Origin of the sequence: Arhodomonas sp. KWT2 (assembly GCF_041949875.1) — a bacterium.
Lineage (GTDB): Bacteria > Pseudomonadota > Gammaproteobacteria > Nitrococcales > Nitrococcaceae > Arhodomonas > Arhodomonas aquaeolei.
Genome location: NZ_JBHFPQ010000049.1, coordinates 277,784 through 291,207 on the forward strand (window position 1 = coordinate 277,784; position 13,424 = coordinate 291,207).

12 protein-coding genes and 2 pseudogenes are annotated in these 13,424 nt (G+C 68.1%); 10 read left to right on the top strand and 4 right to left on the bottom strand.

From position 1 onward, the window contains the following. Window positions 1-16: 16 nt before the first annotated feature. Together ACEZHJ_RS13625 and ACEZHJ_RS13630 are read right to left on the bottom strand one after the other, a co-directional pair. Window positions 17-1,387 (bottom strand): sigma-54 dependent transcriptional regulator, encoded by a 1,371-nt coding sequence (locus ACEZHJ_RS13625; protein ID WP_163140363.1) that lies wholly within the window; start codon window positions 1,385-1,387, stop codon window positions 17-19. Then, window positions 1,384-3,168, bottom strand: a complete 1,785-nt coding sequence (locus ACEZHJ_RS13630) for a sensor histidine kinase (protein ID WP_163140365.1) — start codon at window positions 3,166-3,168, stop codon at window positions 1,384-1,386. The genes ACEZHJ_RS13625 and ACEZHJ_RS13630 overlap by 4 nt, the downstream gene beginning before the upstream one ends. A gap of 168 nt (window positions 3,169-3,336) precedes the next feature. Here ACEZHJ_RS13630 and ACEZHJ_RS13635 point away from each other — a divergent pair, with 168 nt between their 5' ends. The 8 genes from ACEZHJ_RS13635 (at window position 3,337) to ACEZHJ_RS13670 (ending at window position 10,991) form a co-directional block, all read left to right on the top strand. Then, window positions 3,337-4,431, top strand: coding sequence for a hypothetical protein (locus ACEZHJ_RS13635; RefSeq protein ID WP_163140367.1), 1,095 nt, complete (start codon window positions 3,337-3,339; stop codon window positions 4,429-4,431). Window positions 4,432-4,469: 38 nt separating this feature from the next. Beyond that, window positions 4,470-4,940 (top strand): hypothetical protein, encoded by a 471-nt coding sequence (locus ACEZHJ_RS13640; protein ID WP_163140369.1) that lies wholly within the window; start codon window positions 4,470-4,472, stop codon window positions 4,938-4,940. Between the two features lie 158 nt (window positions 4,941-5,098). Beyond that, window positions 5,099-5,827 carry a thermostable hemolysin gene (locus ACEZHJ_RS13645; RefSeq protein ID WP_163140371.1) on the top strand — a complete coding sequence of 243 codons (729 nt, stop codon included), beginning with the start codon at window positions 5,099-5,101 and terminating at the stop codon, window positions 5,825-5,827. Then, a complete protein-coding gene (locus tag ACEZHJ_RS13650) occupies window positions 5,824-7,317 on the top strand; it encodes an AMP-binding protein (RefSeq protein ID WP_163140373.1) in 1,494 nt (497 codons plus the stop codon). The genes ACEZHJ_RS13645 and ACEZHJ_RS13650 overlap by 4 nt, the downstream gene beginning before the upstream one ends. Next, a complete protein-coding gene (locus ACEZHJ_RS13655; protein WP_163140375.1) occupies window positions 7,304-7,954 on the top strand; it encodes a TenA family transcriptional regulator in 651 nt (216 codons plus the stop codon). The genes ACEZHJ_RS13650 and ACEZHJ_RS13655 overlap by 14 nt, the downstream gene beginning before the upstream one ends. Window positions 7,955-7,970: 16 nt before the next feature. After that, a complete protein-coding gene (locus ACEZHJ_RS13660; RefSeq protein ID WP_163140377.1) occupies window positions 7,971-8,651 on the top strand; it encodes a tetratricopeptide repeat protein in 681 nt (226 codons plus the stop codon). 3 nt (window positions 8,652-8,654) lie between these two features. Further along, window positions 8,655-9,500 (top strand): SDR family oxidoreductase, encoded by an 846-nt coding sequence (locus ACEZHJ_RS13665; RefSeq protein ID WP_163140379.1) that lies wholly within the window; start codon window positions 8,655-8,657, stop codon window positions 9,498-9,500. 321 nt (window positions 9,501-9,821) lie between these two features. Beyond that, window positions 9,822-10,991, top strand: a complete 1,170-nt coding sequence (locus ACEZHJ_RS13670) for a permease (protein WP_163140381.1) — start codon at window positions 9,822-9,824, stop codon at window positions 10,989-10,991. Between the two features lie 127 nt (window positions 10,992-11,118). Here ACEZHJ_RS13670 and ACEZHJ_RS13675 read toward each other — a convergent pair whose 3' ends face one another. Continuing rightward, window positions 11,119-11,430, bottom strand: coding sequence for a hypothetical protein (locus ACEZHJ_RS13675; RefSeq protein ID WP_163140383.1), 312 nt, complete (start codon window positions 11,428-11,430; stop codon window positions 11,119-11,121). A gap of 359 nt (window positions 11,431-11,789) precedes the next feature. Between ACEZHJ_RS13675 and ACEZHJ_RS13680 the strand changes: the two genes are divergently transcribed. Together ACEZHJ_RS13680 and ACEZHJ_RS13685 are read left to right on the top strand one after the other, a co-directional pair. Further along, window positions 11,790-12,458: an HAD-IA family hydrolase gene (locus ACEZHJ_RS13680; protein ID WP_375036625.1), complete on the top strand. Its 669-nt coding sequence runs from the start codon at window positions 11,790-11,792 to the stop codon at window positions 12,456-12,458. 60 nt (window positions 12,459-12,518) lie between these two features. Next, a pseudogene (locus ACEZHJ_RS13685) lies at window positions 12,519-12,773 on the top strand (hypothetical protein); the annotation flags it as partial. A gap of 233 nt (window positions 12,774-13,006) precedes the next feature. On the opposite strand, the pseudogene ACEZHJ_RS13690 reads toward ACEZHJ_RS13685, so the two are convergent. Next, window positions 13,007-13,255: pseudogene (locus ACEZHJ_RS13690) on the bottom strand (integrase core domain-containing protein); the annotation flags it as partial. Between the last annotated feature and the right edge of the window lie 169 nt (window positions 13,256-13,424).

The window sequence follows — 13,424 nt, forward strand, 5'->3', positions numbered from 1 at the left end:
TGCGTATTCCGGCCGCCTACAGCCCGTACTTCTTGATCCGGTACCACAAGGAGCGCTCGCTGATCTCCAGCGCCCGGGCGGCGGCGGCCTTGTTGCCATGAGCGCGCCGCAGGGCGCGGTCAATAAGGGTCCGTTCGAGGGCTTCGACGTGGTGCGGCAGTGCCAGATCGTCCCCGTCGTCCCGGAGGGCGGACTCACCGAGGTCGTGTCGGGCCTGGGGCCCGGTCAGCTCTGCGGGTAGCTCTGCGACGTCGACGACATCCCCGGGACAGAGCACTGCCGCCCGTTCCATGAGGTTCTGCAGCTCGCGCACATTCCCCGGCCAGCCGTATTCCCGCAGCCGTCGGACGGCCTGCTCGCTGATGGCAGGTGCGCGCCTGCCGATCTCCGCGCAGTAGCGGTGCAGGAAATGCTCCGCGAGCAGGGCGATGTCATCGCCGCGTTCGCGCAGCGGCGGCACATCGACACGCACCACGTTGAGGCGGTAGTAGAGGTCCTCTCGCAGACGTCCTTCGGAAACCGCGGCCTGAGGGTTTCGGTTAGTGGCGGCGACCACGCGGAGGTCGACGGGCGTCGGGTGCTGGGAGCCGAGGCGCTCCACCGTGCCTTCCTGGAGCACACGCAGGAGCTTGGTCTGGAGTGCGATCGGGGTCTCGGTGATCTCGTCGAGAAAGAGCGTGCCGCCGCTCGCCAGCTCGAAGCGCCCGGTTCGGTCCCGGTCCGCGCCGGTGTAGGCGCCCTTGCGAACGCCGAATAGCTCGCTCTCCAGAAGGTCGTCGGGGATGGCGGCACAGTTGATGGCCACGAACAGGCCGTCGCGCCCGGACTCGCGATGTATGGCGCGGGCCACGAGCTCCTTGCCCGTGCCGGTCTCGCCGACGATCATGACCCCGCTGCGGGTCGGGGCGACCCGGTGCAGCAGGGTATAGAGGCGATCCATGGCCGCGCTGCGGCCGATGAATTCCCCCCGGCCGCGCTCGGCCTCGTCGCGGAGGTAACGGTTCTGGAGCCGGACCCGCTCCGTGTCCAGCGCCCGGGTAACGGCGATCTCCACCGTCGCCATCTCGAACGGCCGGATGATGTAGTCGACCGCGCCGAGCTTCATGGCCTCGACCGCGGTCTCCACGGTCCCGTAAGCGGTGAGGACGATGACCGGCACGTCCTGCCCGAGCTCGCGCAGCCGGCGTAGCAGTTCCACCCCGCCCACGTGTGGCATCTTGAGATCGGTGAGCACGAGATCGAAGGCGTCGGCCTCCAGCTGCGCCAGTGCCTCCCGGCCGTCCCGCGCGGTGGCGACCTCGTGCCCCTGGCCGCGCAGTGCCATCTCGAGCAGCCGGCGCATTTTGGCCTCGTCGTCGGCGACGAGAATGCGGTTGGCTCGGCTCACGCCGCTCCCTCCTCGTTGTGTCTCGGAAGACGAACCGAAAAACGGGCACCGCCAGCCGGGGAATTGCCGACGTCGATCCGCCCGCCGTGGGCCTCCACGATCTGCTGGACGACCGTGAGCCCGAGCCCGATGCCCCCCTCCCGCTGCGTGAAGAAGGGATCGAAGACCCGGTGCTGGAACGTGTCCGGCACGCCGGGCCCGGCGTCGTCCACGTGGACGACGAGCGCTTCGGCCTCGCACCGGAGCTGCACCGATACCGGGTGGCCCTCTGGGCTGTACTGAATCGCGTTGATCAGAAGGTTCAGGAAGACCTGGATCAGCTGTTCCCGGTCGCAGGTGAGCACCGCATCGCCCCGGCCGGGGTCCAGCGCCACGGGCACCCCGTTCTTCGCGGCGCGGGTCTCCACCAGCGCGACGGCGTGCTCCAGTATCCCGCGCAGATCTGCCGGCCGAAAGGAGGGCGGCCGCGGACGGGCCGTTTCCAGGAGCGTGTTGACCAGCGCCCCGAGCCGGTCCGTCTCGCTCTGGATGTAGCCCGTGAGCTCCCTGCCTTCCTCGGTGAGCTCCGGCTGGCGTTCGAGCAGCTGCGCCGAGGAACGCAGTATCCCCAGGGGCGTACGCACCTCGTGGGCCATTATCGCCGCCATTTCACCTACGACGGCGAGCTTGCCAGCGCGCACCAGCTGTTCCCGGGACTGGCGAAGCGCCTCGATGGTCTCCTCGAATGCCCGGGAGAGCTCGCGCACCTCGGTGATCCGGTCGTGTACCGGCGGGGGCGGTGGCTGTTCACCGCCGCGAAGGCGCCGGGCGAATTCGGTGAGCCGGGCAATGGGCCGGGCGATGCGACCGGAGACCCGGTGGGACACCCACCCGGCAACCACCATGGTCACGACCAGGGCGAGGATCATCGCGGCGGCCAGGCGCCAGACGGGTTTGAAGGCGATACCCGTCGGCTCGACGACGAGCAGGTGCCAGTCGAAACCGGAGAGCTTGTGGTAGTAGGAAGTCCTCGCAACGCCGACGAGCAGTGGCCCCGTCCCGAGGGCGGCACCGTCCTGGATGACCGGCGAGGCATCGTCGGCCTGATCGAGCCATCGGGATAGATCGGCCGTGGGGGCGTCTGCGCCGAGTTCGGCGGCCCCGGACTCGGCGATCACCCGCCCCGAGGTGTTTACCAGCAGGGCGGCGCGGGGCGTACCCCCGACAGAGTCCCGGAGGAACCCCTTTACGTGATTCCAGTTGAGCACGGCGTAGAGATAGCCCAGGGTGCCGGTGCCAAAGGCGTCCGGCACGGTCGTGCGCAGCACGAGCTGCGGGCCGCCGGCGCGGTCCAGGGTGGCCAGGGTCTCGACCACGACCTCGGCGTTGTCGCCCCGGGCCTCACGAACCGCGGCCGGGGCGGGCATGCGGGTGGTGTCAATGCGCGAGGCCTGCGAGGAGGCGACGACGCGGCCCTCCTGATCGGTGCAGAATAGCGCGTCGTACACCGGGCCGTGCCCCTGCCTGAGATCGGTCAGCAGCCGCGACAGGCGCTTGTCCACGTCGCCCACCCGGATGTCCTGCATGACCTGCAGCAGGCGCCACTCGCGTACGTCCTCCAGCCGATCGAAGAGATAGGCGTCGACGCGCTCGAGCAGTGCCGTGGAGGTCACCTGCAGGGTCCGGGCGATCTCGGACTGCAGGGCCTGCCGGAACTGGTAGAAGGATACCGCGCCGCTCAGCAGGATCGACCCGAACACGAGGGCCAGCGTCCCCCTCAGAATCGCGGTTCGGATCGTCAATGCCGGTGCTCCTGGTAGGCGGTTCCCGGAATCGGCGGATTGCGGGGTGCGGCCGATGACGGGTGTAGGGGCGTCGTCGTTTATACTACATCACACTTTCTGTTTTGCTCGGCCCGGGCCGCGACACGCCGCGGCATGCGGCCGACCTGCCAGTGTGGTGACCCGGTTTTGGGACGCAGAACAATCCTCCGGTCCGTTCGTGCCGCCGCCTGGCTGTGCACGCTTGCCCTCGTCTCGGTCCATGCCGCGGAACTCCCGGTGCCCGGGGAACCGGATGGCTACCGGCTGGGCCGGGGATACCACGTGGATGCGCTTGGCCTGACCCTGGGGGGCTACGCCGACTTCCGCTACGAGAACCTCGAGGGGCAACGTGACACCCTCCGGGCGCGGGACCTGAGCGTCTTCGTGAGCGGGGAGCTGGCGCCGAACTGGCGGGTGTTTTCGGAAACGGAGTTCGGCGATGCGGTCACCGTCGACAGCGACGGCATCTCGGGCGCCGGCAGCGAGCTGGAGGTGGAGCGGCTCTACGTGGAGCACGATCTCAGTCCGGGGCTGCGTCTGCGGGCGGGCAAGTTCCTGACCCCGATAGGCCGGCGGAACCTCATCCACGCGGCACCGCTGGCCTGGGGCGTGTCGCGTCCGCTGACGACCTCCGCACCGTTCGCGCGGCACGCCTCCGGGCTGGAAGCGATCGGCACCACGCCGGTGGGGGACGGTGCGCTGGACTTCCACGTCTTCCTGGATGCGACGGAGCGGCTGGATAACTCCGAGCGCACCGAGGAAACCTTCATGGACTCGCAGGTGCAGCCCAATCCGCGCAACGCGTTCGATCATGCGGCGGGTTTGCGCCTGGTGTATCGCAGCCGCGACGACGACCTTCAGCTCGGCTTCTCCGTCGCCCGCTTCAGGCTACAGGACCGCCCGAACGCCAAGCGCCTGGCCGGCGTCGATTTCCAGTACACCGCCGGCGGCGCGGAGCTGACGGGGGAGGGCGTCTACCGGGAGAGCCAGGGCGACGAGGAGGGGGACGATTACGGCGCGTTCGTGCAGCTGGCACTGCCGCTGGGTGGTGACTTCTACGGTGTCGCCTCCCACGAGCGTTACCGCTCGGGGCTGTTCAGCGAGGCGGCGGATATCGATACCGTGGGGGTCACCTACCGGCCGGTGCCGCCGTTGTCCATCAAGCTCGAACGCCGTGAGACGCGGGGCGAGGAACAGCTCGCGCCGGATGGCTGGCTCATCGCCCTGTCCGTTCTACTGTGAGGTGGTGCATCGTCAGTAGCCGTTGGGCAGGCGCGATAATGGCGCTGGCGTGGGCGATGCTGGCGTTTGCCGCGCCGCCGCCCGGCGGGATCGAGATCGCCGTCATCGCCGCCGATCCGCCGCCGCGTATCGACGCCGATACTCGCAGCCTCAGGGATATATTCCTCAAGCGCCGCCGTTTCGATGCCGACGGCCTGCCCCTGGTGCCCCTGAATCTTCCGCCGGATTCCCCCCTGCGGGAGGCGTTCTCCGAGGCAGTGCTGGGCCAGTCGCCCCGAATGCTCGCGCAGTACTGGAATGAACGCTACTTCCAGGGCGTCTCCCCGCCCTATGTGGTTCGCTCGCAGGAGGCAATGCTCCGCTTCGTTGCCGCCACCCCGGGTGCCCTCGGCTACGTGATGGCGTGTCATGCCGACGGGCGGGTGCACGTGGTGGCTCGCGTGACGGTGCGTGGCGTTACGGCGGCGGGGCGCGATGGTTGCGCGGGCGCGAATGGCCCCGTGGACTGACCGGGGCGCGCAAAAAATGTCTGCACTGCTTGCGCGATAACGTTTTTTGCGCGCTCCCGTCGACCGGGAAATAAAGCGTAACCCTCGGAAAAATCGGACATTGTTTTTCTGGCATGGAAGTCGCAGTGCCGCGCCCGTCAATGGACGGAGGGCACACGATGAGCCGGGACCAGGAATCACTTTGCGTCGACCCCCGTATCGATCCGTTGCTCGGGGAGCTGCACCACCGGGTAGCGCTGCACCTCACCGGGTGGGACGGCCCGGAACGCGGCGAACTGGAATCGTTCATTGCCCGCGTGTTCGCACGGACGTGCGGCGCGCGGGTGACGAACTTCTTCCCGACGCTCCTGGCATTCAGCCAGGAGCACCGCCTCGCAGGCGTCGTGGGCGTACGCAGTGCCTCGGGTGCGCGGCTCTTCCTCGAGCACTACCTGGACGTCCCGGCCGAGCAGGCGGTCTCGGCGTGTATCGCGCGGCAAGTAGATCGCAATGAGGTCGTGGAGGTTGGAAACCTGGCCCTGAGCGCGCCCGGTCAGGCGCGGTGGATCATCGCGGTCACGACCGCGTTTCTCGCCGCGGCGGGATTCCACTGGGTGGTCTTTACCGCGGCGGCTCCGCTGTTCAACGCCTTCCGCCGCCTCGGTCTGCGCCCGATCCGCGTGGCCGACGCCGACCCGGAAAGGCTGCCGGACCGGGGAACGACGTGGGGGCGTTACTACGAGGCCGCGCCCCAGGTCTACGCGGGGGACGTCCGCGCGGGGATGGGCAAGCTCCGTTATGCGCGCTGCTGGCAGCTCGACGCGCCCCGGCACCTGCTCGCCTGCGCGGAGGCACTCGGCGCCCGGGCCTTTGCGCCGTCCCTGGCATCCGGGGTGGCCGGCACATGAAGCGCCTCCTTTTCCGAATCGAGGAACACGCCCGGCGGTCCCCGGGTGCGGTTGCCGTGGCGGACGGGGCGACGCAGCTCGATTACGCGGCACTCCAGCACGAGATCGAGGACGCGGCCGAGAGGCTCCCGTGGGATCGCGTCGGCCTGCTCGCCGAGAACAGCTGCGGCTGGGCGGTCGTCGACCTCGCCGTGGCCCGTCGCGGCGGGGTCTGCGTCCCGATGCCGGTGTTCTTCTCCGACGGGCAACTGTTGCACCTCATCCGTGACGCCGGTCTGGATGTGGTGCTCACCGACGCCCCGGAGCGGGTCTCGCGCCTCATTGAGTCACGGCCGGTGGACATGTTCGTCGTGGCCGGCCAGCGCCTGGCCATCTTCGTTCCAGGCCATGGCGGCAAACGCAGCGCCCTGCCGGCGGGCACGGCGAAGGTGACCTACACCTCCGGCACCACCGGCGCACCCAGGGGCGTCTGCCTCTCCGGCAGCTCCGTGGAGCGCGTCGCGGCGACGCTGTGCGATGCCGTCACCGCGCAACCCCGGGACCGCTCGCTGGCGCTTCTGCCGCTGTCGACGCTGCTGGAGAACGTCGGGGGGCTATACGCGCCGCTGTGGGCGGGCGGCCGGGCCCAGGTCCCGTCCCTGGAGGACTGTGGCATCACCGGCTCCTCGGGGCTCGACCCGCGCCGGATGATGCTGGCCCTGGCGGGGTACGAACCGACCACCCTGATCCTCGTCCCCCAGCTCCTCAAGGCACTGACGGAGTGCGTCGTGGCGGGTATTCCGGCGCCGCGGTCGCTCCGGTTCGCGGCGGTCGGCGGGGCGCCGTCGTCGGCCGCGCTCATCCGCCGCGCGAGGACCCTCGGGATCCCCGCCTTCGAGGGCTACGGGCTGTCCGAGGCGGCGTCCGTGGTGACACTCAACGTCCCGGGCGCGGACCGGCCGGGGAGCGCCGGGCGGGCGCTGCCGCACGTACGCCTGGCGGTGGACGACAACGGCGAGGTCGTGGTGCACGGGGAGCTGTTTCTCGGCTACCTGGGCTCGCGCGCCGTTGCCGGGACGGGCTGGCCCACGGGGGATCTCGGCCGTATAGACGAGGACGGCTACCTGCACATCGTCGGACGCCGGAAAACGGCCTTCGCGACGGCCTTCGGCCGGAACGTCGCGCCGGAGTGGGTCGAGAGCGAGCTGGTCGCGGGTCCGGGCGTGGCACAGGCCGCCGTGTTCGGCGAGGGCCGGCCGTTCAACGTCGCCGTGATCGTGCCAATGCCGGGGGCACCCGCGGAGGCCCTGCGGGACGCCGTGGATCGCGCCAACGAGGCACTGCCTGACTACGCGCGGGTGGCGGCCTGGGTCGAGGCCGATGCCCCGTTCGTGGTGGCCAACGGGCTCGCCTCGGCCGCGGGGGCACCGCACCGCGCGGCGATCGGGGAGCGCTATCAACCACAGATTCAACGCCTTTATGAACAGGGGGAGCGCCATGCCGTTCTATGACGAACTCGTTGCAGCGACGCAGCCGGCCCGGGACGAATTCATCGCCATTCCGATCGTTCAGCGCGCCCTGGCGGGCGGAGTCACCCGCGAGGAGTACGTGGCCTTCCTCGGCCAGGCCTACCACCACGTTCGCCACACGGTCCCGCTGCTCATGGCCTGCGGCGGCCGCCTGCCGGACCGGATCGGCTGGCTGCGCGACGCCGTGGCCGAGTACATCGCCGAGGAGCTGGGCCACGAGCGATGGATACTCGACGACATCGCCGCCGCGGACGGCGATGCCGCCCTGGTCGCGAACGCGGTCCCGGGGCCGGCGACCGAGCTGATGGTCGCCTACGCCTATCACGTCATCGACCGCGGCAACCCGGCCGGCTTCTTCGGCATGGTATTCGTGCTCGAGGGGATGTCCGTGGCCCTCGCGACAAAGGCGGCGGAGGCGATTCGGGGCCACCTCGGGCTCCCGCCGGCGGCGTTCCGCTATCTCACCTCTCACGGGTCCGTGGACCAGCAGCACGTCCGGTTCCTCGAAGGCCTGATGAACCGCCTGGACGACCCCGCAGACCGGGAGACCGTCATCCACTGCGCCCTGCGGTTCTACCGCCTTTATGGCGACGTTTTCCGCGCGATCTCAACGTACTAGGCGCCGGGAGGCAATCATGAAACGCATACTGCCAACACTGTTACTGGCGATGCTCCTGGGTGGCCCGGCGTGGGCCGCCGCGGACACCGGCGTCGACGGCCGTGTCCTCGACATCGAGCGCGCGTGGGCGCATATCAACTACCAGATGCCGGAGGATCAGCGCGGGGAGGCCCTCGGCAAGCTCGAGGAGCGCGCGGACGCGGTGATCGCGGCGTTCCCGGACCGCGTCGAACCCCGCGTGTGGAAGGCCATTGTGCTCAGCAGCCACGCCGCGGTCGCCGGACCGTTCAGTGCGCTGAAGATGGCGGAACGGGCGCGCGACCTCCTGCTTCAGGCGGAAAAGCAGGACCCCACGGCCCTGCGCGGCTCCATCCCCACCTCCCTCGGCACCCTCTATTCAAAGGTGCCGGGCTGGCCGCTGGGATTCGGCAGCGACAACAAGGCCCGGGCCTATTTCCGTAAGGCCATGGAGATCAATCCGGACGGGCTCGATTCCAACTACCTCTATGCCGAGTTCCTGTATGACCAGGGCGAGTACGACAAGGCCCTGCAGCACCTGAAGAAGGCCCTCGACGCCCCGGACCGTCCCCAACGCCCTGTGGCGGACAAGGGTCGCCGGGAGGAGGCGAGGGCCCTCGTCGCCAGGGTGCGCTCCGAAATGGGCGGGCATGGGCCGGAAACCGGCCGGATGAGGTGAACGATGAAGCTTGATTACCAACGAATCGTCATCACCGGCGCCGCCGGTGGCATCGGGCGGGCGTTGACCGGTGCCCTTGCCCGGCGCGGCGCAAGGCTGGGTCTCCTGGTGCGACGGCCGGAATCCGGCGGTGTTCCCGATGAGGCCGGCGCCGATACGCTGGTGTTGACCTGTGACGTGACCGATGCCGGGGACAGGCAGGCCGCCCTCCAGGCGGTGAACGACCGCTGGGGCGGGGCCGATGTGCTCATCAACCTCGCGGGCGTCATGGATTTCAGCCGCTACGACAGCCAGGACCCGGAAGCGGTCGCCCGGATGGTCGCGGTGAACCTCGAGGCGCCGATGCTGATGACGCGGACCTTTCTGCCGGCGATGGTCGAACGGGGTGCGGGGCACGTCGTCAACGTCGGGTCCATGTTCGGCTCGATCGGATTCCCCGGTTTCGCCGCCTACGCCGCGACGAAGTTCGGCCTGCGCGGATTCTCCCAGGCGTTGCGGCGCGAACTCGCGGACACCGGGGTGCGCGTCACCCACGTGTCCCCACGTGCCGTTAACACCGCCTTCAATCCACCGGTAGTGCAGGAAATGACCGCCGCCGGCATCATGCACATGGACCCGCCGGAACGGGTGGCACGGGCCATCGTCAAGGCCCTCGAGAAGGGCCGCAAGGAGGTCTACCTCGGCTTTCCGGAGAGCCTCTTCGCGCGCATCAACGGCCTCCTGCCCGGCGTTATCGACCGCGGGCTCGCACGACAGACCCCCACGATCAACGCCTACGCCGCCGCACGCGACCGGGTCCCGGGCGGGGAGCCCGGCCGCGTAATGCCCGTGGAGGACCGCCGCGGGTGATCGATACAGGGGGGCGCGGGTCTGGGCACGCCCGGCAGAATGGACCGCGGCGACGCCCGAATCCGGCTATCTCCCGTATCGGTCTCCGTTCCCGGCCACGCCGCGGAGGAAGGTGACCCAGGCGGCAGCGTGTCGGAAGGGATCGTGGTGCGGTGAACGCTGGCGCGCACGTTAACGGGCGGCACGCCCCATCGCACGCAAGGGCACGCAGCTGTCCCCACGGGGTGTTAGGCTCGAAGGGGTTGCAGCGCGCGGGGACGTCGGCGCTCCCTGCGCGTGCACGCCTCGTAAACGCCTTTGGGTATCTCGCAAGGGGGCTGCATGGCATCACTCCTCGAGGCGATCGGATCGGCCGCTTACCTGGCGGCGGCCATGGGCTGGGAGGTGCTGTGGGGGCTGGTTCTCGGCTTCCTGCTGTCAGCGGCGGTGGACGTGCTGGTCTCCAAGGCCGAGCTCCAGCGCATGCTGCCGGACGACTCCGCCCGCTCGGTGGCCCGCGCTTCCGTCGTTGGCGCCGCGTCGTCGTCCTGTTCGTACGCCGCCGTCGCGATCGCCCGGTCCATCTTCCGTAAAGGTGGTGACTTCACCGCCGCGATGGCCTTCCAGTTCGCCTCGACGAACCTCGTCATCGAGCTCGGTGTGTTGCTGGTGGTGCTCATGGGCTGGAGCTTCGGCGCGGCGGAGTTCATCGGCGGCCCCATCATGATCGCGCTGCTCGTGCTCATGTTCCGCAGGCTCCTTCGTCCATCCTTGGTGGACGAGGCCCGCCGTCAGGCGAAGAAGGGCCTCAGCGGGAGCATGGAGGGCCATGCCGGCATGGCCACGATGGCGAAGGAGGGCACCTGGCGCGAGCGACTCACCTCGGCCGAGGGGTGGACCGCGATCAGCCACTACTTCGTGATGAACTGGTCGATGCTCTGGAAGGACATCGGCGTCGGCCTCGTGGTCTCGGGCACCCTGGGCGCGCTGGTGCCGGACGCCTTCTGGCACGCCGCGTTCTTCACCGACGACCCGGTGCTCTCCACGCTGTGGGGCCCCATCATCGGGCCGCTCATCGCGGTGGCGTCGTTCACCTGTTCCATCGGCAACGTGCCGCTCGCCGCCGTCCTCTGGAACGGCGGGATCAGCTTCGGCGGCGTGGTCGCTTTCATCTTCGGCGACCTGATCATCCTGCCGATACTCAACATCTACCGGAAATACTATGGCCTGCGGATGGCCGTGTTCCTGGCTGTCGTGTTCTACGTGGCCATGGTGATCTCGGCGATCGCCGTGGAGCTGCTGTTCGGCGGCATCGGCTGGATCCCCGCGGAGCGGAACGCCAACGTCGGCACCGCCGCGTTCTCGCTGAATTACACGACGGTCCTGAACGTCATCGCGCTACTCGTGGCGGGCGGGCTGTACCTGCGCTACCGCCGCACCGGCGGCCCGGAAATGATGCGCGCGATGGAGGAGGGCGGTGAGCATGAGCACCACCATGCGCACGGGCACTGACGGGGCGGGGGGACACCCGGCGCTGCCGGTCAGGTGACCGGCTGCCGCAATGCGTGTGTTCAGATTCGGGGCGCTGTTTCCGTGAATTCCAGGGCAGCCCGCCCCGTTGCCCAGGGATGTCTGGGTATCACTGCGCGGATCTGAGTGCATCAACCACGCGCTTACCCATCGAAGTGGCCGCTTCGGCGCTATCGAATTCCACGGAGAGGGTCTTGCCGTTATCGAGCAGCAGGCCGACCTCGTGCCCGGAGCGGCTGCTCACCCTCACGCTCGCGATGTGCGCCGGGCTGATAGCGGTGAAATCACCTTCATTCGCATTCGGGTTGTGGTAGTAAACCATCCCCTCGTCAACCTCCAATGACCCGCCGCTGGCCGCCAGCGTGGCTACCGGGATAGCGGTGAGCGCAATTGAAGCGGCAAGCGCGAATTTATACGTCATGGATGCAGCCTTCCTATTTGTCAGAGGGATCGCCTCGGGAGGCTCATCATAGCAGGCCGTTAAACGGCAGCGATCGAATCCCGGATGATTGCACCGCCTTCCGGATGGAGCCGATGTGGGGCCCTGGCGCCAGTTCTTGAGCGCCGAAGTGCTGAGTCGTCATGGTGGCAGTAGAGCTGGCAACAGCGCCTGGGCATCCTGAGGGACCTGTCAGCGGGGGCTGGCACGCCGCGCCCACTGGCGACAGCGAAGGCCGGGCAGCGTTTCGTCTGCTACGGTTTCCGTAGTATCGGCGAAGGGACCTCCCGTGCGCGCTCACTCAACTTGTAAGCCCACTTCTGTGCCAGGAGACCATCGACATGGCTGAGCGACCGGACGCAGTGGTTTTCGATGTCCTGGAAACATTGCTCAACCTTGATCCGCTGGCGGCGCGACTGGAGGAGGTGGGCCAGCCGGCGGCCGTGCTGGATCGATGGTTCATGCGGTTCCAACGCGATGCCATGGCGCTGACGCTCGCCGGCGACGAGGCGCCCTTCGAGCCGGTCGCGCGTCAGGCGCTGCGCACCGAGACGCAACACACGCTCGGTGAAGATGGTATCGATTACGTACTTGCCGGGTTTTCCTCGCTGCCGACCTTCGACGACGCCGCCCCGGCGCTACGGACCCTCTCTCAGGCAGGGGTCACCGTCGGTTGCCTGACCGTCGGCGGTCCCGACAATACCCGGCGCTTCCTCGAGGGAGCCGGACTTTCCGAGTACGTTGACCACGTCATCACCGCGCAGGCGGCAGGCGTGTGGAAGCCTCATCCGGAGATCTACCGTTTCACCGCGAAACAGATCCAGACACCGCTTGAGCGTATGGCCCTGGTCGCAGTGCACGCGTGGGATTGCCATGGCGCCAAACGGGCCGGTGCGCTCGCCGGCTGGTGTGCCCGTCTGGAAATCGAGCGGGGAGATGTGTTCCTGCCCCCCGACGTCATGGGGCAAAGCCTCGACGAGGTGGCAGACAAGCTGCTCACGTTGCACTAACCAGCCTACACGTCCAATACGGCGCAGATTGGCCTCCGGGAATGCGTCGAGAAGGTCACCATGGGACGGGACGGCGTCTGGGTTGCACATAGCAGGGTGTCCCTTTGGCGGGTGGTGCACTTGATCGCCACCGTGCAGCTGACGGATTCCCGGGGGCGTTCGACAGTGACCCTCTCCCAGGATTCTGGACTGTTTGGAAGTGGAATTTCCGGCCTGATCGAAGCTGAGGACTGCGTGGAGGGGCATGCGGTAAAGAGGAGCCGCTTTACCGAGAAGCAAGAGGTTTGCCGCAAGATGGGCGTGGGCGACGCGACGCTCTATAGCTGGCGCAAGAAGTATGGCGCCTCAACCTCTTAGAGCTGCGGCGCCTGCGCCGGCTCGACGAGAAGAATCGCAAGCTCAAGCAGCTGGTCGCCGATCTGAGCCTCGACAAGGCGATGCTTCAGGACGTGCTGGGAAAAAAATCCTTACGCCCACACGGAAGCGGGCACTCGTGGCTGAACTGGGGGTGAACCGCCCCGACTATTCCGGAGACCGTTTGTTGTGAGTCAGGCCGCCTGGGCCGACTGGGTGAGTTGCTCGTAGTATTCGGCTTCGATGTCCGCCGGCGGCCGGTTGCCGATGGACTCCATGATGCGGCGGTTGTTGTACCACTCCACCCATTCCAGCGTGGCGAACCCCACGCGCTCCAGATCCGGCCATGGGCCGCGGTGACGGATCACCTCGGTCTTGTAGAGGCCATTGATGCTCTCGGCGAGGGCGTTGTCATAGGAGTCCCCCACGCTGCCCACGGACGGCCCGGGGTTGATTCTGCGGAGTCACAATGGCAATGCTAACCATCTACGAAACTAGGGGCATACCAACCATTTGCCGTCGTAAAGCTGGCGCGGGATTGCCGTTAACTGGGTTGGCGCTGAGGCGGTGTCCCGTGTCACGCTGCACAATCTTTTGCCGCCCTATTACCAT

What these genes read in the sequence shown, in the direction of transcription:
- ACEZHJ_RS13675 (WP_163140383.1), bottom strand. Translation starts at nt 11,430, where the DNA reads ATGACGTATAAATTCGCGCTTGCCGCTTCAATTGCGCTCACCGCTATC.
- ACEZHJ_RS13680 (WP_375036625.1), top strand. Translation starts at nt 11,790, where the DNA reads ATGGCTGAGCGACCGGACGCAGTGGTTTTCGATGTCCTGGAAACATTG.
- ACEZHJ_RS13655 (WP_163140375.1), top strand. Translation starts at nt 7,304, where the DNA reads ATGCCGTTCTATGACGAACTCGTTGCAGCGACGCAGCCGGCCCGGGAC.
- ACEZHJ_RS13665 (WP_163140379.1), top strand. Translation starts at nt 8,655, where the DNA reads ATGAAGCTTGATTACCAACGAATCGTCATCACCGGCGCCGCCGGTGGC.
- ACEZHJ_RS13660 (WP_163140377.1), top strand. Translation starts at nt 7,971, where the DNA reads ATGAAACGCATACTGCCAACACTGTTACTGGCGATGCTCCTGGGTGGC.
- ACEZHJ_RS13645 (WP_163140371.1), top strand. Translation starts at nt 5,099, where the DNA reads ATGAGCCGGGACCAGGAATCACTTTGCGTCGACCCCCGTATCGATCCG.
- ACEZHJ_RS13650 (WP_163140373.1), top strand. Translation starts at nt 5,824, where the DNA reads ATGAAGCGCCTCCTTTTCCGAATCGAGGAACACGCCCGGCGGTCCCCG.
- ACEZHJ_RS13640 (WP_163140369.1), top strand. Translation starts at nt 4,470, where the DNA reads ATGGCGCTGGCGTGGGCGATGCTGGCGTTTGCCGCGCCGCCGCCCGGC.
- ACEZHJ_RS13670 (WP_163140381.1), top strand. Translation starts at nt 9,822, where the DNA reads ATGGCATCACTCCTCGAGGCGATCGGATCGGCCGCTTACCTGGCGGCG.